The sequence below is a fragment of the Pantoea sp. SoEX genome (genome assembly GCF_009829945.1).
GTDB lineage: Bacteria > Pseudomonadota > Gammaproteobacteria > Enterobacterales > Enterobacteriaceae > Pantoea_C.
This window is the reverse complement of the sequence record NZ_SZZT01000002.1, coordinates 16,525-39,486: the sequence shown is the minus strand read 5'-3', so window position 1 is coordinate 39,486 and position 22,962 is coordinate 16,525. Positions and strand designations below refer to the sequence as shown.

Genomic DNA, 22,962 nt, shown 5'->3' with positions numbered 1-22,962 from the left:
CCTTCCCGTTATTACGCTTTATTACTAAACCAACATACATTACGTGCAGCCATAATTAATGCACCAGCTTGTTTTTCAGTTAGTTCTTCAATATCGATTAGATCGTCAATACTTTGCTCAGCTAAATTTTCTATTGTTGAAATACCTTTTGATGCTAGGCGAAAAGCCAAAGTACGATTTAAGCCTTTTAAATTTAAAAGATCCTTATTAGGTTTATGTCTAACTATACTTTCTTCTTTAGCTAATGCTATAGTAGTCAGTGCATTCTTGGCTTTCTTTCGTAAAGTTTTAATAACTTCTTCTTTAAGTCCTCCAATTTCTAAGAGTTCATGAACTGGTACGTATGCTAGTTCTTCCAAAGAAGAAATACCTTTTTCAACTAAAATAGAAGCAAAATCACTAGTGATATCAAGATGTTTAGTAAAATTATGGATTGCTGCATGTGCTTCAGATTGATATTTTGCTTGTAAATCTTCAATGGTCATTACATTCAATTCCCAACCACTAAGTTGTGAAGCTAATCTAACATTTTGTCCATTACGACCAATAGCTTGAGCAAGATTATTAGGTTCAACCGCAATATCCATAGTGTGTTTATCTTCATCTACCACAATAGATGTTACATCTGCTGGTGCCATTGCATTAATAACAAATTGAGCTGGATTATCATCCCACAACACAATATCAATACGCTCTCCTCCCAACTCATTAGATACAGCTTGAACTCGTGCGCCTCGCATACCAACACAAGCACCTATAGGATCAATCCTTTTGTCGTTAGTTTTTACTGCAATTTTAGCTCTAGAACCAGGATCTCTAGTAGCTGCTTTAATTTCAATAATCTCTTCATTAATTTCTGGAACTTCAATACGAAATAATTCTATCAACATTTCTGGTTTAGAACGAGTTATAAAAAGTTGAATACCTCTTGCTTCAGGACGTATTGAATATAAAACTCCACGTAATCTATCACCTGGCCTAAAATTTTCCCGAGGTAGATAATCTTCTCGTAAAATTATAGCTTCAGCATTATTACCTAAATCCAGAGATATACTATCACGATTAACTTTCTTTACCATACATGTGAGCATTTCGCCCTTTTGTTCACTGAATTTATCAATGATCATAGCTCGTTCAGCTTCACGTACTTTTTGTACTATTACTTGTTTAGCAGTTTGAGTAGTAATCCTATCAAAAGTTACTGATTCTATTTTATCTTCAACATAATCACCTATATTTAACTTATGATTTTCAAATCTAGCTGCATCTAAAGTAATCTCACGTGTTGGTTGTATTACTTCTTGTACTATTTCCCATCGACGAAAAGTATTAAAATCACCACTTTTACGATCTATACTGACACGTACGTCTATTTCATGTTCATATTTTTTTTTAGTTGCTGTAGCTAATGCACGTTCCAGTGCTTCAAAGATTTTTTCACGTGGTAAAGCTTTTTCATTAGAAACGGCTTCTACAACAGCTAATATCTCTTTGTTCATTTTGGTTTTTCTCAAGCCGGATTTTGGAAGTAGGGAATTAAGCTAGCTTTTTTAATACTATTTAAAGAGAAAACTTCATCATGTCCCTCAACATTTACCGTAATTAAATCTCCTTTTACAGATTTGATAACTCCCTCCCACTTTCGACGATTTTTATTCGCTACATACAATAATAAACTTACTTTTTTACCTAAAAATTTCAAATAATCTTCTGAATTAAATAAAGGACGGTATAATCCTGGTGATGATATTTCAAGATTATATGGTACATTAATTGAATTATCTAGTTCCATTATTGTATCTATTTTATAGCTAACATTTGCACAATCTTCTATATTGACACCATTTTTATTATCAATATAAATACGGAAAGTTGATACACGATTGTTTTTAATAAAATCAATCCCTATTAATTTGTATCCTAGATTTTCTATTTGTGTTGATATTAACTTTAGTAAGTTTTTTCTTAATTTCGGCAAAACTATTCCTCAGCATAGTAATAAAAGGGTTATTTCCTACTATTTTATGTAATCAACTGATAACAAAAAACCCCGAGTTCGGGGTTTTTGTTATCAGTTCACTAAATATTAAATGCTCTAGAATAACAAATAACCTACCCCCTAAAAGATCCTTAATATACCTAACCTAAATAAACAAAACCTAACATAAATAAACAAAAAGTTTTAAAAATTAATAAAAAATAATCAGTAAGCTATATTATATAATAATATATACAAATAAATTATAACACAATATTAAACATCTCTTTATAATATCATATTTATCAAGAATAATAGTATAAATAACAGTTTCATGAATTTAATTTATAATATTATGATTATAAAAATGGTACCGAGGACGGGATTTGAACCCGCATACCAAAATAGGCACTACCACCTCAAAGTAGCGTGTCTACCAATTCCACCACCTCGGTATTATTAGTTAAATTTGTTCATTCAACGTATTGTAATTATTGCTTAATAGACTGATAACTTTTTTTGCCTGATTTTTTTAAAGGGGCAGAAAGATTTTCCCATTCATTTTTGTCTAGTATTTTATTACTATTTAAATTGTTTAACATTAAACTAATTAAAAAAAACAATATAGCTAAAATAGCGATAGTTTTATTTAAAATACTATCAGAGTTTATAGAATCAAAAATCACATTTGATGCATTTGAATTAAAAGAAGTTTCTATCCCAGCACCTTTATTTTGTTGAAGCATAACAAAGAATATAAAAGCAATACATACAGCAAAGAAAAATATTAAAATAGCTAAGTACATAATTAACTTAATTATCCAAAAAAATTATTTTTTATGATTTACATGATATATGTTAAGAATTTTAACAAACATACTGTTTTTCTGCAATATTTTTTTGAAAATACGATGAGTATATAATTATATTATATTAATAGTTAATTTAATTTGATTTACTAGAAGATCAGATAATTTTTTAATTTGTTCTTTATCTTTACCTTCTACCATGACACGAATAAAGGGTTCAGTACCTGATTTTCTTAATAGTACACGACCACAACCAGACAATTCTTTTTCAATTTTTTGAAATAATTTTATTACTTCATTATTTTCTAATGGGTTTTTGTTTTTTTCTAACAAATTTTTATTATCAGGTAGATGAATATTGACTAATATCTGTGGCAACATATTTATTCCAGTACATAAATCATGTAAACTCATTTGATTACTAATCATTGCAGAAAGCACTTGTAAACTAGCAACAATACCATCGCAAGTAGTTGTTTTATCTAATATAATTATGTGACCAGAATTTTCAGCTCCTAATCTCCAACCTTTCTTGTTCATTTTTTCTATTACGTAACGATCACCTACTTTTGTGCGTTCAAATGCAACACCCAATTGGTTAAGTGCAATTTCTAAACCCATGTTACTCATTAAAGTACCTACCACTCCACCATGTAAATTACCATGACGCAAACCTTCTTTTGCAATAATATAAATAATTTGATCACCATCTACTTTAGATCCTAAATGATCAATCATCATGATACGATCACCATCACCATCATACGATAAACCTATATCAGCTTTTTCTGATAAAACACGTTGCAACATATAGCCATGAGATGTACCGCATTCTTTATTAATATTTACGCCATTTGGTTTTACAGCAATAGGCACTACTTCTGCTCCAAGTTCGCGAAGTACATTAGGTGCAATATGATAAGTAGATCCGTTTGCACAATCAACAACAATTTTTATTCCGTTAAGATTTAAATTACTAGGAAAAGTTCCCTTACAAAACTCGATATAACGACCTGACGCATCAACAATGCGGCTAGCACGTCCTAATTGTGATGGTTCCACACAAGTTATTTTTTTTTCCATTTCTAATTCAATAGATTTTTCTATATGATTAGGTAATTTAGTGCCTTTAGAAGAAAAAAATTTAATACCATTATCGTCATAAGGATTATGAGAAGCAGAAATAACAATTCCAGCTTCTGCTCTAAAAGTACGAGTTAAATAAGCAATTGCTGGTGTTGGCATGGGTCCTGTAAAAGCAACTGATAAACCTGCTGCAGATAAACCTGCTTCTAATGCTGATTCTAGCATATAACCAGAAATACGAGTATCTTTACCTATAATTATTTTTTTTGATCCCTGTCTTGTAAACACTTTCCCAGCTGCCCAACCTAACTTTAAAACAAAATCTGGTGTAATTGGTAATTCTCCTACTTTTCCTCTAATACCATCAGTACCAAAATATTTAAGATCACCCATAATTACGTTCCTTTATATCTTGTATAATTTTTACTATGTTCATTGCCTCTGCAGTTTCTTTAACGTCGTGTACACGAATAATTTGAATATTCTGTAGTAAAGCAATAACTGCACAAGTAACGCTGCCTATTAAACAGTTTGATGGATTAGCCTTTAATACATTACCAATCATTGATTTACGGGATATGCCTATTAATATGGGTAATCCAAAATGATGAAATTTATTTAGATTAGCTAATAACTGATAATTATGACTGATGTTCTTACCAAAACCAAAACCCGGATCTAAAATTATATTACTTTTCTTTATTCCTGATTCTTCACATCGAGTAATTTGTTTATGAAAATATTTATTAACTTCTTCTATAACGTTTTCATACTTATATTTATTATGACATAATATTCCTGATGGTCCATGCATGATACAAACAGGTAAATTAGTATACACTGCAGCTTTTAAAGCTCCATTTTCATACAGTGAACGGACATCATTGATCATATGAACCCCTGCTTTAAAAGATTCATAAATTAATTCAGGTTTAGATGTGTTTACTGAAATCCATATCTCAAAATTTTTTTTAATAGCTTCTATTATAGGAATAACACGTTCTAATTCTTCATTAACTGATACACTATCAGCACCAGGACGAGTTGATTCACCGCCTACATCAATGATATTAGCTCCCGCTTTAATCATATATTCAACATGTAGTAAAGCTTGTGATAATGTGTTATATTTGCCACCATCAGAAAAGGAATCAGGCGTGATATTCAGAATTCCCATGATATTTGGTTGAGATAAAAGTAAACAAGAATTTCTGGAAAATAATTTCACAACATTAAATCCTAGTTCTTAATGATACTTAAATTTTAAAAGGTCATTACGTTAAATTTATACTAACTTTCTTTATTAAGTTGTGTGAGTTATATTATTTATTGAGTTTTGATTTTTCATATCATTAGAACCTTCCCAACTAGCTGGATGACGAACCTTACGCCGTGCCATTAAATCATCTATTTGTAATGCATCAATTGTTTCATATTTCATTAAAGCATCTTTCATGGCATGAAGTATATCCATGTTTTCATATAATATACACCTAGCACGTTGATAATTGATATCTATTAGCTTCCTAATCTCTTGATCAATAATACGAGCTGTTTCATCCGATATATTTTTAGATTTCGCTACAGAACGTCCTAAGAATATTTCACTTTCTTCTTCTGCATATAGTAAAGGACCTAATTTTTCAGAAAAACCCCATTGAGTTACCATATTTCTAGCTAGATTAGTAGCAATTTTGATATCATTTGAAGCACCAGTAGAAACATAATCTATACCATATATTACTTCTTCAGCTAGTCTACCTCCATAAAGTGTAGAAATCTGACTTTCTAATTTCTTTTTACTTATACTAATTTCATCATCTTTAGGAAGGAAAAAAGTAACACCTAATGCTCTACCTCGAGGAATTATTGTTACTTTGTGAACCGGATCATGTTCTGGCACTAAACGACCAATAATAGCATGCCCTGCTTCATGATATGCAGTTGATTCTTTTTGAGATTCTGTCATCACTAGAGATCTTCGTTCTGCTCCCATCATAATTTTATCTTTTGCTCTTTCAAATTCAGACATTGACACAACTCTTTTATTTAATCTAGCAGCAAATAAAGCTGCTTCATTAACAAGATTTGCCAAATCAGCACCAGAAAAACCTGGGGTACCACGGGCTATAATAATAGGTTTAACATCAGCAGAAAGCGGTATGCGACGCATATGTACTTTTAAAATTTGTTCCCTTCCACGAACATCAGGTAATCCAACTACAACTTGTCTATCAAATCTACCAGGACGAAGTAATGCAGGATCTAGAACATCAGGACGATTTGTTGCTGCAATAACTATTATTCCTTCATTTCCTTCAAAACCATCCATTTCAACCAACATTTGATTTAGTGTTTGTTCACGTTCATCATGTCCTCCTCCTAAACCTGCTCCTCTTTGACGTCCTACAGCATCAATTTCGTCAATAAATATAATGCAAGGTGCTGTTTTCTTAGCTTGTTCAAACATATCTCTAACACGAGATGCTCCTACTCCTACAAACATTTCAACAAAATCTGAACCTGAAATAGCAAAAAATGGTACTTTTGCTTCACCAGCTATTGCTTTAGCCAGTAAAGTTTTACCAGTACCAGGAGGTCCAACCATCAATATACCTTTTGGAATTTTTCCACCTAATTTTTGAAAGCGATCAGGTTCACGTAAATATTCAACTAATTCGCTTACTTCTTCTTTAGCTTCATCACAACCAGCAACATCAGCAAAAGTAGTGGTAACTTGATTTTCTGTCAACATACGAGCTTTACTTTTACCAAATGACATTGCACCTTTACCACCTCCTTGTATTTGGCGCATAAAAAAAATCCAAATACCAATCAGTAACATCATTGGAAACCAAGATATAAATATCGAAGCTAATAAACTAGGTTCATCTGGAGGTGCACCGACAACTTTAATGTTTTTGGTCAGTAAGGTATCAAGAAGTTTAGAATCATTAATAGGAATATAAGTTATATATTTGCGATTATCTTTTTTGATAACAGTAATTTCCCGCCCATTGATTCGTACTTCACGTACTTTATCTTGATTGATTTCAGATAAAAAATTTGAATAATCAATTTTATGACTAGTTAGTTGATTGGGACCAAAACTTTGAAATAAAGACATCAACACAATCGCGATGACTAACCAAAGAACTAGGTTTTTCACCATATCACTCAAAGGATTAACCTCATATTACAACAATGTTAATAAATATAGTAGGTTACTATTTATCCTGATAGTCATTACTTATATGATTGTAACGAATATTACCTACTTATGCATAAATTTTAATTATAAATTTTGGATCAACTGCAATTAAATACTATTAATAAAATTTTGTTGTTTTTTATCTTAATAAATTGATTTTATCAAATTTAACAGTATATGTTGTATTTATAAATAGTTAATTGTTATAATATATTGAATAATTTCATTGTGAATATTAAGAAAAAACTCAACAATTTTGTATTTATATTATTAGTAATACATTAATTTTTTATTCATAATTATTTCCGTAATAAAAATTCTTACTTAAAGATGATGATAGATAAAATTTAAGATAATTTTTATTTCGTATGGAATATTTAGTTTCCTTAATAGATCATTATATCTATTTTTTCTTAAAAATTTAAATTAATTTACTTTTTTATTTGTAATAATTATCATTATTATATATCACAAGCATTTAAATCGAGATGGCGATAAAAATAGTTATTTTCAATCCCCTAGTATAGAAAAAATTGAGATGAATCTAAATGTTAGTTAAGTATTGAATTTATTATCGAATAATTTTAATATCATCCGTTTTAAAAAAATAGCTAATAAAATTATCGTTAATAGGGAATAAAATCAACTGATTACTCAAAAAGGCTGCATTAGCGCAGCCTTTTGTATAATTCTACATTAATTTTTTATTTCTTTACAAGATTAATGTTTAAAGGTATTCAACATTCAAAATTTTGTATTTTACATCACCACCAGGAGTTTTTATCATTGCAATATCATTAGATTTTTTGCTGATTAATCCACGAGCCATAGGTGAATTTATAGATATCAAATGTTTTTTGCAATCAGCTTCATCATCACCTACAATTCTATAAGTAAATTTTTCATCTGTGCTAATATTAAGTACACTTACCGTTGAACCAAAAATCACCCGTCCTGTTTTTGGTAACTGAGTTATATCAATTATTTGAGCATTAGAGAGTTTTATTTGAATCTCTTTAATACGACTTTCACAAAATTCTTGCTCTTCACGAGCAGCATGATATTCTGCATTTTCTTTTAAATCTCCGTACTCACGTGCTTCAGCTATAGAAGCAATTATGCGTGGACGTTTCACGTTTTTTAGTTCATTTAATTCTTTTCTTAATTGTTCAACACCTTTTAAAGTCATTGGAATTGGGTTCATTTAGTAATTTCCTCATTTTTTTATCTATCCTAAATAATTTCTCCTGATCAGTGATTATTGAAATGGTTTTCAAGAGTAATTCGATTTTTATTAAATTTTATTTAATCAATAAAAATGCGAAATTTTAAAGAGCTACTACTCATATAAATTAAAATTTAATAAATATATTTAGCTACTATATATTTTCTTGATACATAAAATTATTCTAAAATACTTTTTATAATTTTATCGTTTATATTATAAACATAAACAACTATTGCATAACTAACTGTGATAGTTAATTTTGTCACATATCAGAATTTAATGTTTATTCAAAATGAACATTTAACCGTTTTTATGAAACGATTTTTATATTAAAGAGCATGAAATTCTTTAAGTATCGTAAGTAATATCTTATATTTTTTTATTACATAACCTTTTTCTAATTATATCATATAATTAAGATTAATTATGAAAACAATTAATCATTAAATTTATGTATTTGCTATTTATATATATAATAATAAATTTGTAAAATCTTAATTTATTTTACTAATTATAATACAAATATATCGCGTTTTTTAGTATATATATTTCATGTTAAGTAATAATATTTATATCTTTAAGAGAAAGGAAAGAATTTAGATTGTATTAATTTTTACTAGGATAAATTATTAATTTTGTTCTTGTTCACCTTGTAATTTAATGTAACTAATTAAATCACCACATAAATTTTTAACACCTTTCTTAGTAAAACTGGAAATCAAGTAGAATCTATCTTTCCAGTTTAAATAATTAATAATTTCTTCAATACGTAACTGAATTTTTTTTTCATTTATTAAATCGATCTTATTAAATACTAACCATCTTGGCTTATTAAATAAATCGTCATTATACTTTTTAAGTTCTATGATTACAACATTGATATCTTTAATTAAATCGGTTTCATTATTAATATTTGAAATATCTACCAAATGTAGTAATAATTTACAACGTTCTAAATGCTTTAAGAAACGTATTCCTAAACCCACTCCATGAGCAGCACCTTCTATTAATCCTGGAATATCAGCTATTGTAAATTTCTTATTATCTATATTTACCACTCCTAAAGTCGGTATTAAAGTAGTAAAAGGATAATTAGCTACTTTTGGTTTTGCAGCAGAAATACTACGAACAAAAGTCGATTTTCCAGCATTTGGTAAACCAAGAACTCCTACATCTGCTAATAGCATTAACTTAAGATATAAAGTGCGTTTTTCCCCTTTAGTACCTGATGTTTTTTGATATGGACTACGATTAGTGGAAGATTTGAAGCGGTAATTTCCTAAACCATGCCAACCTCCATTACTAACTTTTAATTTTTGATTATGATCTATCATGTCTCCTAATATTTCATTGTTATCATAATCAATAACACGAGTACCTAATGGCACTTTAACAAAAATATCTTCTCCACTTTTTCCTCGACAATTCTTGCTACCACCATTTTTACCATGTTGAGCATAAAAAACTTTCTTAAAATAAAAATCAATTAGAGTATTTAAATTTTCATCAGCTATCAAATAAACATTACCACCATCTCCACCATCACCACCATCAGGTCCTCCTTTAGGTATATATTTTTCACGACGAAAACTTACACAACCATTACCACCATTACCTGCCACTACTAAAATGGTTGCTTCATCAACAAATTTCATTATTTATTTCTACCATAAAGTAAAGTAATAGAATCAAGTACGATAAAATGTGATGTTAAATATATAATTAATTCAATTTTATGCATGAATAATACTTATATATCTACGTTTTTTTGGTCCTTTTAACTCAAATTTAATGTTTCCACTCGTTAGTGCAAATAAAGTATGATCACGACCACATCCTACATTGCTACCAGCGTGAAATTTTGTGCCCCTTTGTCTAACAATAATATTACCTGCCATAACACATTCTCCTCCAAAACGTTTTACACCTAATCTCTTGGAATGAGAATCTCTTCCATTTCTAGATGAACCACCAGCTTTTTTATGTGCCAATTTCTAAACCCTCTAAGTATTAATATTAATAATTTTTACTTTAGTAAACCACTGACGATGTCCTTGTTGTTTTCTATAATGTTTACGGCGACGGAATTTAATCACTTTAATTTTCTTATTCCTTCCATGATAGATTATTTCTCCATTAATGGTACTGTTTAAGACAAATGGTGTACCAATTTTAAAATATTCACCCTTTGAAATCATTAAAATATCTTTAAATTGAATTTTATCTCCAATTTTTAAATTTAATTTTTCCAACTGAATAATTTGACCTTCAATTGCCTTATATTGTTTACCACCACTCTGAAAAACAGCATACATATAAAGTTCACCTTTAAACTATTGTTTAGTTATATTTAGATTATTACTTTTTATTAAAAAATCAAATTTTACACAAATCATCAAATTAAAACAACATTACAAAACAATAATCCAAAAAAAAACCAATTTAAAATTAATACAATTGTATATAATTTTGATATAATATACTAATTGATATATTATTCAATTAATTAATAGAACTAAATAAAAAATAATGAATTTAGAACAAATCAACAAACTTATAGAAAGAGACATGAATGATGTCAACCAGAGTATCATGAGTAATTTAGATTCTAAAGTTTCACTCATAAATAATCTGGGATTACATATAATAAATAGCGGAGGAAAACGTATACGTCCGATAATAGCAATATTATCTGCACGTTCTGTTGATTATCATGGTAAATTACACATAACTAATGCAGCATTGATAGAATTCATACATACTGCTACATTATTACACGATGATGTAGTAGATGAATCTAGTATAAGAAGGGGAAAAGTTACAGCTAATATAGAATTTGGAAATTCTTTTAGTGTTCTGTCAGGAGATTATATTTATACTAAAGCATTCCAAATGATGGCTAGTATAGGATCAATTAGAATTGTTTCTTTAATATCAAAAGCGATAAATATAATAATAGAAGGAGAAGTATTGCAGTTAATAAATTGTAAAAATTTAGATATTTCTGAAAAAGATTATATGAATGTAATTTATAAAAAAACTGCTTGTTTATTTGAAGTTGCTGCACAAAGTGCAGCTATTATTTCAAACGCAAATGTAATACAAGAAAAAGCACTAAAAAAATATGGAATGCATATAGGTATGGCTTTTCAACTAATTGATGATATTTTAGATTATTGTTCCAATAATAAAAAAATAGGAAAAAATACAGGAAAAGATTTAAAAGAAGGTAAAATTACTTTACCATTGTTACATGCAATTAGAAATAGTACTCCACAAGAGAAGAAAATTATTTATAAATCGGTTAAAGAAGGAAATGATATCAAGTTAATGCAGCCAATATTAGATATTATGAATCAATACGGATCATTAGATTGGACCAGGATAATAGCAGAACATGAAATAAACAAAGCCATTGATGCACTAAACTTTTTACCAAAAAATCAATGGAGTGATGCTTTAAAATTAATTGCTAACATTTCAATAAATAGAAAACATTAAATAACTTTATAATGTGATTATAAATATTATAATAAAAAATAACAATTACTTAATTCTTTTTACTATAGCTCCTATAGAAGCTAACTTATTTTCTATATTTTCATAACCACGATCTATGTGGTAAATATGATCTATTATCGTAGTTCCCTTTGCTATACATCCTGCTAATACTAAACTAGCTGCTGATCTTAAATCAGTAGCTGTTACTCTTGTTCCTTTTAAACTATTGACTCCTTGAAAAATAGCAGTATTAGATCTTATTGTTACATTTGCTCCCATACGTATAAGTTCTGGAAGGTGCATAAATCTATTTTCAAATATAGTCTCTTTAATAATGCTTCTACCTTCTGCTATCATATTTAGTAAACTAAATTGGGCTTGCATATCAGTAGGAAATCCAGGGTATGGAGAGGTATAAATGTTTACAGCTTTTGGTCGTTTTCCTTTCATCTTAAGACTAATCCAGTCTACACCAATGTTAATATCAGCACCTGCTGCATATAGTTTAGATAATACAATATTTAGTAAATTAGGTAATGTATTAAGACAAATAACATTACCACCTGAAATAGCAGCTGCTACAAGAAATGTACCAGTTTCTATTCTATCAGGTAAAATGCGGTATACACCCCCATATAATTTTTTTACTCCTTCTATAATAATTTCATTACTACCTGCGCCATTAATTTTTGCACCTAGAGTATTAAGAAAATTTGCTGTATCAATAATTTCCGGTTCTTTGGCAGCATTTTTAATTGTTGTTATTCCTGATGCTAATGTGGCTGTAATCATGACTGTAATAGTAGCTCCAACACTGATTGATTCCATCGATATATAGGCACCTTTTAGCTGTGTATGTATTTTAGCTTGAATATAACCTTCTTCTAAATTCACTATAGCACCTAATTTACTCAAACCATGTACATGCAAATCAATTGGTCTATTACCGATAGCGCAACCTCCAGGCAGTAAAATCTGTCCGCAACCAAATCTTGTTAATAACGGACCTAATGCCCAAATAGAAGCTCGCATAGTTTTAACTATACTATAAAGAGCTTTATAAGTATTAACTTTACTTGTATCAACATATATAGAAGAATTATTACATTTAATAGTTGCCCCTAATTTTCTAAGAATTTGTATAGCAATATCAATGTCATGTAAACGCGGAATATTTTGAAGCTCAATTGGTTCTTCAGTAAGTAAAGTGGAAAATAAAATAGGTAATGCTGCATTTTTTGCTCCAGAAATAGATACCCTACCATTTAAGCATGTAGGACCTTGCACATAAAATTTTTCCATTAACAAGATACCTAATAAATTATTATCATTAATAATATAGATACATTAAGAATTAAAAGTTAATAAATTTTTTATTATTAGACCATTCTTGAGGAGTATAAGTTTTTATGGAAACAGCATGGATTGTTTTATCTGAAATATATTTAGCTAGTGGTTTATAAATTAATTGTTGTTTTTGTACATAATTCAGTTTGCTAAATATTTTTCCAATTGCTATTATTTTGAAATAATTTTCATTTTCACTCGTTACATAAACTTTATCTAAATTTAATGATGTTGTTAATAAAGTTTTAATATCATTTTCTTTCATTTTTATATTTCACTATAACGTTAGATTTTTAAATATATATGATATTCATATTATTAATACTTTTATTAAAACAATAGAAAATTTATAAAAATAATAAGTAATTAACTTTAATTAAATTCTAGTAAATAAATAGTATTTTCCCTTGTAATTAATTTATTAATCTAAACTATTCTTGAATTTAACTAATTACAGTAATCTTAAAGAAAATTTTACTTTAAAAAAAATAAAATATCAAATAATCAATGACGTTAAAAAAATATTATTTTATTAAATTTAAAAGATAAATTAAGTTTATTGCTACATTGTAGTGAATATTTACTTCTATATTAAATAGTTATAATTTATTGAAATATTTCATAAATTATACTATTATTTGTGGTTTATATAAATGATCAGGTAAATATTTAATCTAAAAGTATAATAAACACATTATTTAAATATTAACAAAAAAAGATATTATAAATAATTAATTAGTAAAACTTTTATTTATTATTTTTAATAACACTAACATGTCAATATTAATCGCAAAAAATTTAGTTAAAATATATGAAAGTTGTAATATAGTAGACAATGTAAGTTTATATATAAAATCTGGAGAAATTATAGGATTATTTGGTCCTCAAAATTCGGGAAAAACTACTATAGGTTATATGTTGATGGGAATATCACCTATAAGTGAAGGTAAAATAACTATAAATGAGAAAGATATAAGAGATTTTTCTATATCTAATCGTAATGCATTTGGTATAGGATATATCCCTCAAAAACCATCTATTTTCCGTAATTTAAGTGTATATAATAATATTATATCTATAGTTCAAATCAGAAATGATATAAATGAAAGAGAACATCATATTTATGTCGATAATTTAATGAAAGAACTACATATAGAACACCTAAAAGATAATATGGGGAGTGATCTGCTAGGAAGTAATAGAAAAATTGTAGAAATTGCACGCACTTTAGCTGCTAACCCTAAATTTATTATAATGGATGAACCATTTAGTAATATAGATAACAATTCAAGAAAAATTTTAGAAACAGCTATAAACTATTTAATAAAAATAGGAATAGGAGTATTAATTATTGAACAAAATGCTATCGAAACACTAAAAATTTGTAAACGTGCCTATGTATTAAACAAAGGAAAAATTATTATGCATTTTGATTAGTTAATAATTTAATTCATGTGTTAATTTTGGTTACTAATATCTAGTAACCGTTATTAATAATTTTTAATAACAAAGAATAAATTATTTATACATAAAAATAATCAATGTAATCAAAAACATCAAGTCAAATTTCTTTTTTGTTAGTTAAAGTTATTAATAAAGTTACTTTATAATGCGAAGGTAAGGATGTTTTTTATCTCGATTATTTTTAGTGATATCTTCGTCATGTTTTTTATTATTTCCGTTAAATTTATCTTTAACATTTTTCTTATTGTCTATTAATGACATTTGAATATTATTATGAACATTTAAATTATTTTTAGATATTAATTCATTATTAGATTCAAATATAGTACCTATTCCATTTTCGCTTGCATATATAGCCAAAACTGATTCTATGGGAATATTGATATTATGCACAATTCCGCTAAAACGTGCATTAAAAGAAATATTATTATTGCCTAAATTTAAATTTTTTACAGCATTTGGTTCAATATTTAATAGAATTTGACCATCAGCAGCATATGTAAGAGGTACTTTTACTTCAGCTATATTAATATCTACTAGTAAATAAGGTGTCAATTGATTGTCTATTAACCAATTATAAAAAGCACGTAATAAATAAGGACGAACATTAGTCATTTTTATGTTTTCCATCATATTAACTCCTAAATTGTGAACGCATTTCACGTTCAACATCAGTCAAAGAAGTAAGAAAAGAGTCTCTACTAAAAATTCGTTTCATATATTCATGAAAAGCATCACAATACATTTCATCTACATTGATGCCAAGTAAAGGTAATCGCCATAATAATGGAGCTAAATAGCAATCTACTAAGCTAAATTCTTCACTCACAAAAAATGGTGAATGACTGAATAATGGAGACACTTCTAATAATTCTTTTTGTAATTTTTTAGAGGCTATTTCGGATTCGTTACCAACGGTATTTTCTATAATATTCATTATACTATACCAGTCCCGATTAATTCTATGCATCATTAAACGACTTTCTCCTCGTGCTATTGGATAAACTGGCATTAAGGGTGGATGCGGAAATCTTTCATCTAGATATTCCATTATAATACGTGATTCATATAATGTTAATTCACGATCTATAAGTGTAGGAACAGTACCATAAGGATTTAGTTTAATTAATTCTTTAGGTGGATTATCTATTTTAATATGCTCAATTTCTACATTTATTCCTTTTTCGGCTAATACAATACGTACTTGGTGACTAAAAACGTCAGAAGGACCAGAAAATAATGTCATTACAGAGCGTTTATTAGCAGTAACTGCCATTAAAACCTCCTTGCATATTTTTAATAAATCAGTTCTTTCATAAAAGTTTAGTTTCGTAAAAAACAAAAAACCTGCCCAGCAGGTCTTTTGTTAATGTTATTTCATAAGATAATAAATTTATTAGCGTTTTGAAAATTGTGGACTACGTCTAGCTTTACGTAAACCTACTTTTTTACGTTCCACCTGGCGTGCATCACGAGTAAGGAGACCTGCTTTACGAAAATCATTATGTAGATATTTATTATATTTTATTAAAGCCCGAGTAATTCCATGACGAATTGCTCCAGCTTGACCAGATACACCACCACCTTTAACAGTAATATATAAATCCAACTTGTTATTTAAATTAACTAAATCCAAAGGTTGTAGTACAATCATGCAAGCATTTTTCCTACTAAAATATCCTTCTAAAGTACGGTTATTAATTGTAATGTTACCGCTACCCGGTTTAATAAATATACGTGCAGATGAACTTTTCCTACGACCAGTTCCATAATTATAGTCCTGAACTTCAACCATTACTTTTCTCTATTATATTTTAAATACTAAAAAATTATTGTATATTTTAAATGTTAAGGAATTGAGGTTTTTGTGCTAGATGTTTATGCTTATTACCTGAATAAACTTTTAGTTTACGATACATAGCATTTCCTATTTTATTTTTTGGCAACATTCCCTTAACTGCTATTTTAATTATACGTTCAGGAGAACGAATAATCATTTCTTCAAAATTAGATTTTTTAATACCACCTGGATAACCACTATGATGATAGTAAATTTTATTGGAACGCTTATTACCAGTTACTAAAATTTTGTCAGCATTTAAAACAATAATATAATCACCTGTATCAACATGAGCGGTATATTCAACCTTATGTTTACCGCTTAATCTACGTGCTATCTCACTTGCTAAACGACCTAAAATCTTACCAGAAGCGTCAATAAAATAGATGCCATGTTTAGTGGTCTCTTTTTTAGCTGTAAAAGTTTTCATTAAAAGTTTACCCAAAATATAAATTTGATATGGATAAAATTATAATTATCACTTATGAAAAGTCAGATATTAATTTTATCTATAATTAGACAACTTACCATATCAACTATATCATAAAAATATTGTACCAACATATTATAAATAATTAAACCATAAAAATCGAATTTTATTTTTTGTAGGTAGCAAAATATTGATGTTGTGATTTAAAATAGTTGTCACTTTGCATTTCTTCTAAACGTGATACACAACGTTTATATTCAAATTTTAGTTTTTTACCCTGATAAATATTGAATCTATCGGTTTCTGCAGAAATTATTAATCTAATGTTATTAGCATATAATTCATCTACTAACAACAAAAATCTTTTTGCTTCATTTTCATGATTATACATCATAATTGGAATATTATGTACTAATATACTATGAAAAATACTGCATAGTCTTACATAATCGTGTTGATTACGACCTTCTCCACAAATTACATTAAAATCTACTGATAATACATTATTACTGTTGCCAAGTACTATTATATCACGGTAATTAATATTTAATATAGATGTTTTAAGTTTATTTCCTGATAAATAGTAGAACATTTTTTCCATATAATCATATGCATCACTATTAAGTGGAAATTTCCATAAACAAATAGATTTTAAATATCTATTCCTATAATCGATTCCACAGTTCATATTAATTATTTTAAAATATTTTTTTATGTTTTTAATTATCAACAACAAACTATTATTTTCTGAATATTTATGATTTAATCCTTCGGGATGTATATTAGAAGTTAATATTAAGATTACTTTACTTTTTAATAATTCATTAATTATAGTACCAATAAGTATAGAATCATTAGCATCAGATATATAAAATTCATCTATAAACAAAATATCTGTTTCTTTTTTTAATTGATTACAAATCATTAATAAAGGATTACTATGACCTTGCAATATTTTTAATTTTTGACGAATAAATAATATAAAACTATAAAAATGAAAATACATTTTTCTTTTGCTAGAAATTGATTGAAAAAATAAATTTATTATCCAAGTTTTTCCACATCCAGGATTACCCCATAAGTAAGCTCCTTTTGTTGTTATTTCTATTTTATTTTTTTTAATATATTTAATTATTAATCTCAACCATTTTTTTAAATTATAATACTTAAATTGATGATTATTAAATGAATTGTTGTATAATTCATTTAATAAACTTATAGTTTTATACTGTACTTCATTAAATACAAATTGATTTATCAATATAGATTTTTTGTATATGAGACCTAGAGGAAAATTTTGCATTATTTTTTTAAATTATTAAAATATTTAGTTATAAATAGCAATTTTTAAAAACAATACTATTAATTACAATAAAAAACTTATTTTTTAATTGATATTTAATAAAAGTAATTTTTGATAAAAAAATATTAAAAATATATATCAATATCACCAGCAAACTATAAATATACAACTTATTATATCATAAAAATAATTATGTTTGTAGTAAGTAGTAACTTATTAATAAATAAAGTAATAAATGAAAATTATTTTATTTTTATTTGTTAAATAAAAAATAAATATATTTTGATTTATTTCAGCTTAACAACTATTTTAAACATTACTATAGTATGACAAGTAATAATCTAAATTAATAATTTTTTATATATTAAATTAAGTTAAAAACAAATTATCACATTAAAACATTAAATTTTATTTTAACACTTTTTGTTAAAGCAAGAGAGCATTGTAGAAATGAAAAAACAAGTGAGATTGTTTCATTTACTATTTTTAAGTATATGGATTAATTTTGTTATTGTTCTAGATGTAGTAGCAACTGTACCAATAAGTATTAGAAACAATATACCTAGTCTAGCACCCGTGTTAGAAAAAGTATTACCTGCTGTAGTTAGTATATATGTTGAAGGAGATACATTAGAACAACAAAAAATAGATTTTTCTGAAACATTAAAAAATTTTGATAAACAAGAACCACAAGATAGATTACAACCATTTGAAGGACTAGGTTCTGGCATAATTATAGATGCAAATAAAGGTTATGTATTAACTAATAACCATGTTATAAGTGGAGCTCAAAAAATTTATGTTAAATTAATAGATAATAGAGAATATAATGCTAAATTAATTGGATGTGATAAAAATACAGATATTGCACTAATTAAAATTAATGGTGCAAAAAATCTTACTCAAGTAAAAATAGCAAATTTAGATATTACTAAAGTAGGTGATTTTGTTATAGCTGTTGGTAATCCTTTTGGTTTAGGTCAGACTGCAACTGCTGGAATTATTTCAGCTTTAGGAAGAAATGGTTTAAATATACAAGGATTAGAAAATTTTATTCAGACAGATGCTGCTATCAATAAAGGTAGTTCTGGTGGAGCGCTAGTAAATTTAAGTGGTGAATTAATTGGGATTAATACCGCTATATTAGCATCAAATAGTGGAAGTGTAGGAATTGGGTTTGCAATACCTAGTGATATAGCTTTAACTTTAGCACAACAATTAATAAAATACGGAAAAATACAACAAGCTAGATTAGGCATTAAAGGTACTGAAATTAGTATTGATATGGCACATATATTTGATTTAAAAGGTCAAAATGGTGTATTTATTTCAGAGGTTATTCCAAATTCAGCTGCACAAAGATCGGGAATTAAAGCCGGTGATGTAGTTATGTTAATGAACAATAAACCTGTTAACAGCTTTAATGAATTACGTGTTAGGATTGGAATTACAGTACCTGGAAAAAATATCAAATTAATTTTGCTTCGCGATGGAAAAATATTTTCTATGGATGTAAATATTGAAAAAGATATAGTAGCACCAGTTGATGAAAAAATTGTATTTCCTATGCTACCAGGTGTAATTCTTGAAAATAGTGAGACAAAAAAAGGTGATCAAGGTATACTAATTAAAAATATTGAACAGGGAATAGTATCAGACACATTAGGATTAAGAAAAAATGATATAATCATTAGTGTCAATCGTAAACGTACTTTTACAATAGAAGATATGCATAAAGTAATAACAAGTGATCCATCTATGTTAACACTAAATATAATAAGAAACAATGAAAGTATATATTTATTATTAAAATAATAATTAGCGGATACCTATTTATTATATTTACGTATCCGCTTTAATTCAGTTTTTAATTGTTTTATTTATATTTATCACTTTGATAAATATTTTTTAATAAAAATATTTAATTCTAATGCTAGAATTAAATATTAACAACGATCCATAGGAAAAGTCATTACCTCATCTATGGAATTTATATTCAATGCTAACATTACTATCCTATCCAAGCCCATTGCTACACCAGAACAATCAGAAATACCTTGTTTAATTGCTTCTAGTAACCTATCATCCATGGTATTTACTGGTAATTTATTATTTATACGTATGTCATTATCTTTTTCAAAACGTATAATATGTTCTTTAGGATCAGTTAATTCAACACATCCATTTGCTAATTCAATTCCTTTATAATAAACTTCAAAACGCTCTGCTATACGATTATCGCTACTATTTATTTTTGATAATATTGCTTGATTAGACGGAAAATTATAAATGAAACAAGGATTTTTTTTTCCAATATTTGGTTCAATAATAATCATAAAAATTATCATTAGTATTGTACTTATATCTTTTTCGGCAGTTATTAAATTTTTATTATCTAACTTATTTGCAATTTCATTGAGTTGTGTTAAATTAGCAGAAAGAGGATCTACATCAAGATATTCAATAAAAATATCTTGATAAGAAATAAAATCTGCACTACTACAACCTAAAATAAATTGTAAAAAATCATTTACTTCATTCATTAAACAAAACATATCACATTTAGGACGATACCATTCTAACATAGTAAATTCTGGGTTATGATAACGTCCAATTTCTCTATTACGGAAACTTCTTCCGATTTGGTAGATTGGCCCACTTCCTGATGCTAGTAATCTTTTCATATGATATTCAGGGCTAGTTATTAGCCAAAGATCCATTTCATTCAAGGTATAATCAATAAATTTAGTTTTAAATGGTACAATATAAACATCAGTAGTTGTTCGTTTGCTAATTATAGGTGTTTCAACTTCAAGTACACCATTTATAGAAAAAAATTTTCTAATTTTCTCTATAATTTTAGCTCTTCTAAACAAATTATTTATTGATATACTAGGTTGCCAATTTAATTGTTCAGTCATATGTAGTATCTCTTTTAAAAAAGAATCAATTAAATTGTTCTGAAATTTTATTTATCAAGAATAATTTAACTTTATTATAAATAAGTACAAAAATTATCTTATTTTATTATTTATAATAAAAACATTAATTATTTAATACGAGATACATATTCTCCAGAACGAGTGTCAACTTTAATTGTTTCACCTATTTTTAAAAACAAGGGCACTTTAATTACTGCACCTGTAGATAAAGTAGCAAATTTACTAGTAGTACCAATAGAATCTCCTTTCAAACCTGGATCAGTTTTAATAATTTTTGCTTCTATAAAGTTTGGAGGTTGAATATTAATGGGTATATTATTCCACAAAGTAATAATATAACAAATGTTTGTTTGCATCCATTTAGTGGTATCACCCATGGTTTTTTTATTTACTTGAAAATGTTCAAAATTTTCAGGATGCATAAAATAATAAAATTCATTATCATTATACAAATATATTAAATTAGTATCTGAAATATCTGCTGATTGAAAATAATCCGTAGATTTAAAAGTTTTTTCAACTCTAGTATCTGTTAGTAATCTTCGCATTTTAACACGAACAAAGGCCTGTCCTTTTCCAGGTTTAACAAATTCACTATATTCTATAGTATATGGTTCGTTATCAAAAATAATCTTTAAACCAGCACGTAAATCATTACTAACGTAATTTACCATTTTAACTCCTTATCAAAATTAATAATAGAGAACATGAAAAGTGGCAAATATTATAACTGTAAATCACTACTCTTACGAAAAAAAAGAAGTAGAGTGGCTCAAACAGCTTGCTAATGTTATCACTGAGCCAAAAAAATTATTAAAAATATTAGAGATAGAAGATAAATATATAACTAAAAAATCTGCCAAATTAAATAATATTTTTCCTTTACGCGTACCACAATCATTTATTAATAGAATGGAAAAAAATAAAATAAAAGACCCATTACTTTTACAAGTTCTCATTCAACATCAAGAGTTTCTGAAAATTTCAGGATATACTAAAGACCCATTAAATGAACAACAAAATAAAATACCTTGTTTATTACATAGGTATAGAAATAGAATCATATTACTCTTAAAAGGTGGTTGTGCTATCCATTGTAGATATTGTTTCAGACGTTATTTTCCTTACCAAAATAATCAAGGCAATAAAAACAATTGGAAAAAAGCACTAAATTATATCAGTTCTAATAATGAAATAAACGAAATAATTTTTTCAGGAGGAGATCCTTTAATAGCAAAAGATCATGAATTAGAGTGGATTATAAGTCAATTAGAAAATATATCGAATTTAAAAAAATTAAGAATCCATAGCCGTTTTCCAGTTGTTATACCCTCACGTGTAACAAATAAATTATGCCAAATATTAAAAAAAACAAGATTAAAGATAATATTAGTTACACATATTAATCACTCTCAGGAAATAAATGAAGAATTATTTGATGCAATATCTAAGCTCAAAAGAATAGGAGTTACTTTATTTAATCAAAGTGTTTTGTTAAAAGGGATAAATGATGATTTAGAATCATTAATGAAACTAAACAATACTTTATTTGATATTGGAATATTTCCTTATTATTTACATATGCTAGATAAAGTACAAGGTACATCTCATTTTTACGTGACAAAATATAAAGCTATAAAATTATTAAAACAACTATCAAGTAGAGTATCTGGTTATATAGTACCAAAGCTAATAGAAAATAGTCAAAATATCAAAATAACACTTAACAACCGAAATTAATTTTAAATAGGTAACTATAATAGTACCGTTCCCTCTAATCAAATATTCTTGATTAGAGGGGGATTATAAAAAATTAAATTTGT

22 protein-coding genes, 1 tRNA gene and 1 pseudogene are annotated in these 22,962 nt (G+C 27.1%); 4 read left to right on the top strand and 20 right to left on the bottom strand.

Annotated elements, in window-relative coordinates; translation table 11 throughout:
• Positions 1-11: 11 nt before the first annotated feature.
• The 11 genes and pseudogenes from nusA to rplU form a co-directional block, all read right to left on the bottom strand.
• Positions 12-1,499: a transcription termination factor NusA gene (nusA, locus tag FD726_RS01665; RefSeq protein WP_159989859.1), complete on the bottom strand. Its 1,488-nt coding sequence runs from the start codon at positions 1,497-1,499 to the stop codon at positions 12-14.
• Between the two features lie 11 nt (positions 1,500-1,510).
• A complete protein-coding gene (rimP, locus tag FD726_RS01660; RefSeq protein ID WP_159989858.1) occupies positions 1,511-1,978 on the bottom strand; it encodes a ribosome maturation factor RimP in 468 nt (155 codons plus the stop codon).
• Positions 1,979-2,346: 368 nt separating this feature from the next.
• Positions 2,347-2,433, bottom strand: a tRNA-Leu gene (locus FD726_RS01655).
• Positions 2,434-2,469: 36 nt separating this feature from the next.
• Entirely contained in the window at positions 2,470-2,784 is a 315-nt protein-coding gene (secG, locus tag FD726_RS01650) for a preprotein translocase subunit SecG (protein ID WP_159989857.1), read from the bottom strand.
• A 117-nt stretch (positions 2,785-2,901) separates the two neighbouring features.
• Entirely contained in the window at positions 2,902-4,266 is a 1,365-nt protein-coding gene (gene glmM, locus FD726_RS01645) for a phosphoglucosamine mutase (RefSeq protein ID WP_159989856.1), read from the bottom strand.
• Positions 4,259-5,101 (bottom strand): dihydropteroate synthase, encoded by an 843-nt coding sequence (folP, locus tag FD726_RS01640; protein WP_159989855.1) that lies wholly within the window; start codon positions 5,099-5,101, stop codon positions 4,259-4,261. The genes glmM and folP overlap by 8 nt, the downstream gene beginning before the upstream one ends.
• Positions 5,102-5,176: 75 nt before the next feature.
• Positions 5,177-7,045, bottom strand: coding sequence for an ATP-dependent zinc metalloprotease FtsH (gene ftsH / locus FD726_RS01635; protein ID WP_159989944.1), 1,869 nt, complete (start codon positions 7,043-7,045; stop codon positions 5,177-5,179).
• A gap of 766 nt (positions 7,046-7,811) precedes the next feature.
• Positions 7,812-8,288: a transcription elongation factor GreA gene (greA, locus tag FD726_RS01630; protein ID WP_159989854.1), complete on the bottom strand. Its 477-nt coding sequence runs from the start codon at positions 8,286-8,288 to the stop codon at positions 7,812-7,814.
• A 683-nt stretch (positions 8,289-8,971) separates the two neighbouring features.
• Positions 8,972-9,967: pseudogene (cgtA, locus tag FD726_RS01625) on the bottom strand (Obg family GTPase CgtA); the annotation flags it as partial.
• Positions 9,968-10,045: 78 nt separating this feature from the next.
• The gene (gene rpmA, locus FD726_RS01620) at positions 10,046-10,303 is read right to left on the bottom strand and encodes a 50S ribosomal protein L27 (RefSeq protein WP_159989852.1); all 258 of its coding nucleotides are present in this window, start codon (positions 10,301-10,303) and stop codon (positions 10,046-10,048) included.
• A 12-nt stretch (positions 10,304-10,315) separates the two neighbouring features.
• Positions 10,316-10,627 carry a 50S ribosomal protein L21 gene (gene rplU, locus FD726_RS01615; protein WP_159989851.1) on the bottom strand — a complete coding sequence of 104 codons (312 nt, stop codon included), beginning with the start codon at positions 10,625-10,627 and terminating at the stop codon, positions 10,316-10,318.
• A gap of 214 nt (positions 10,628-10,841) precedes the next feature.
• Between rplU and ispB the strand changes: the two genes are divergently transcribed.
• Positions 10,842-11,813, top strand: a complete 972-nt coding sequence (gene ispB / locus FD726_RS01610) for an octaprenyl diphosphate synthase (RefSeq protein WP_159989850.1) — start codon at positions 10,842-10,844, stop codon at positions 11,811-11,813.
• Positions 11,814-11,858: 45 nt separating this feature from the next.
• On the opposite strand, the gene murA is transcribed toward ispB, so the two are convergent.
• Both murA and FD726_RS01600 read right to left on the bottom strand, forming a co-directional pair.
• The gene (gene murA, locus FD726_RS01605; protein ID WP_159989849.1) at positions 11,859-13,115 is read right to left on the bottom strand and encodes a UDP-N-acetylglucosamine 1-carboxyvinyltransferase; all 1,257 of its coding nucleotides are present in this window, start codon (positions 13,113-13,115) and stop codon (positions 11,859-11,861) included.
• A gap of 52 nt (positions 13,116-13,167) precedes the next feature.
• A complete protein-coding gene (locus FD726_RS01600; protein WP_159989848.1) occupies positions 13,168-13,425 on the bottom strand; it encodes a BolA family protein in 258 nt (85 codons plus the stop codon).
• Positions 13,426-13,934: 509 nt separating this feature from the next.
• On the opposite strand from FD726_RS01600, the gene FD726_RS01595 reads away from it, so the two are divergent.
• Positions 13,935-14,597: an ATP-binding cassette domain-containing protein gene (locus tag FD726_RS01595; RefSeq protein ID WP_159989847.1), complete on the top strand. Its 663-nt coding sequence runs from the start codon at positions 13,935-13,937 to the stop codon at positions 14,595-14,597.
• Positions 14,598-14,759: 162 nt separating this feature from the next.
• Here FD726_RS01595 and FD726_RS01590 read toward each other — a convergent pair whose 3' ends face one another.
• From FD726_RS01590 to zapE, 5 genes are all read right to left on the bottom strand, one after another.
• Positions 14,760-15,254: a ClpXP protease specificity-enhancing factor gene (locus FD726_RS01590; RefSeq protein WP_159989846.1), complete on the bottom strand. Its 495-nt coding sequence runs from the start codon at positions 15,252-15,254 to the stop codon at positions 14,760-14,762.
• Between the two features lie 4 nt (positions 15,255-15,258).
• The gene (gene sspA, locus FD726_RS01585; protein WP_159989845.1) at positions 15,259-15,900 is read right to left on the bottom strand and encodes a stringent starvation protein SspA; all 642 of its coding nucleotides are present in this window, start codon (positions 15,898-15,900) and stop codon (positions 15,259-15,261) included.
• Positions 15,901-16,020: 120 nt separating this feature from the next.
• Entirely contained in the window at positions 16,021-16,419 is a 399-nt protein-coding gene (gene rpsI, locus FD726_RS01580; RefSeq protein WP_159989844.1) for a 30S ribosomal protein S9, read from the bottom strand.
• Between the two features lie 46 nt (positions 16,420-16,465).
• Positions 16,466-16,894, bottom strand: coding sequence for a 50S ribosomal protein L13 (gene rplM / locus FD726_RS01575; protein ID WP_159989843.1), 429 nt, complete (start codon positions 16,892-16,894; stop codon positions 16,466-16,468).
• 166 nt (positions 16,895-17,060) lie between these two features.
• Positions 17,061-18,197 (bottom strand): cell division protein ZapE, encoded by a 1,137-nt coding sequence (gene zapE / locus FD726_RS01570; RefSeq protein WP_159989842.1) that lies wholly within the window; start codon positions 18,195-18,197, stop codon positions 17,061-17,063.
• 450 nt (positions 18,198-18,647) lie between these two features.
• Here zapE and FD726_RS01565 point away from each other — a divergent pair, with 450 nt between their 5' ends.
• The gene (locus FD726_RS01565) at positions 18,648-20,012 is read left to right on the top strand and encodes a Do family serine endopeptidase (RefSeq protein ID WP_159989841.1); all 1,365 of its coding nucleotides are present in this window, start codon (positions 18,648-18,650) and stop codon (positions 20,010-20,012) included.
• Positions 20,013-20,143: 131 nt separating this feature from the next.
• Here the strand turns inward: FD726_RS01565 and epmA are convergent, their stop codons facing one another.
• Complete coding sequence (epmA, locus tag FD726_RS01560) at positions 20,144-21,118, bottom strand: elongation factor P--(R)-beta-lysine ligase (RefSeq protein ID WP_159989840.1); 975 nt, start codon at positions 21,116-21,118, stop codon at positions 20,144-20,146.
• 128 nt (positions 21,119-21,246) lie between these two features.
• Positions 21,247-21,813, bottom strand: coding sequence for an elongation factor P (efp, locus tag FD726_RS01555; protein WP_159989839.1), 567 nt, complete (start codon positions 21,811-21,813; stop codon positions 21,247-21,249).
• A gap of 40 nt (positions 21,814-21,853) precedes the next feature.
• On the opposite strand from efp, the gene epmB reads away from it, so the two are divergent.
• Entirely contained in the window at positions 21,854-22,879 is a 1,026-nt protein-coding gene (gene epmB / locus FD726_RS01550) for an EF-P beta-lysylation protein EpmB (RefSeq protein WP_159989838.1), read from the top strand.
• Positions 22,880-22,962: the final 83 nt, after the last annotated feature.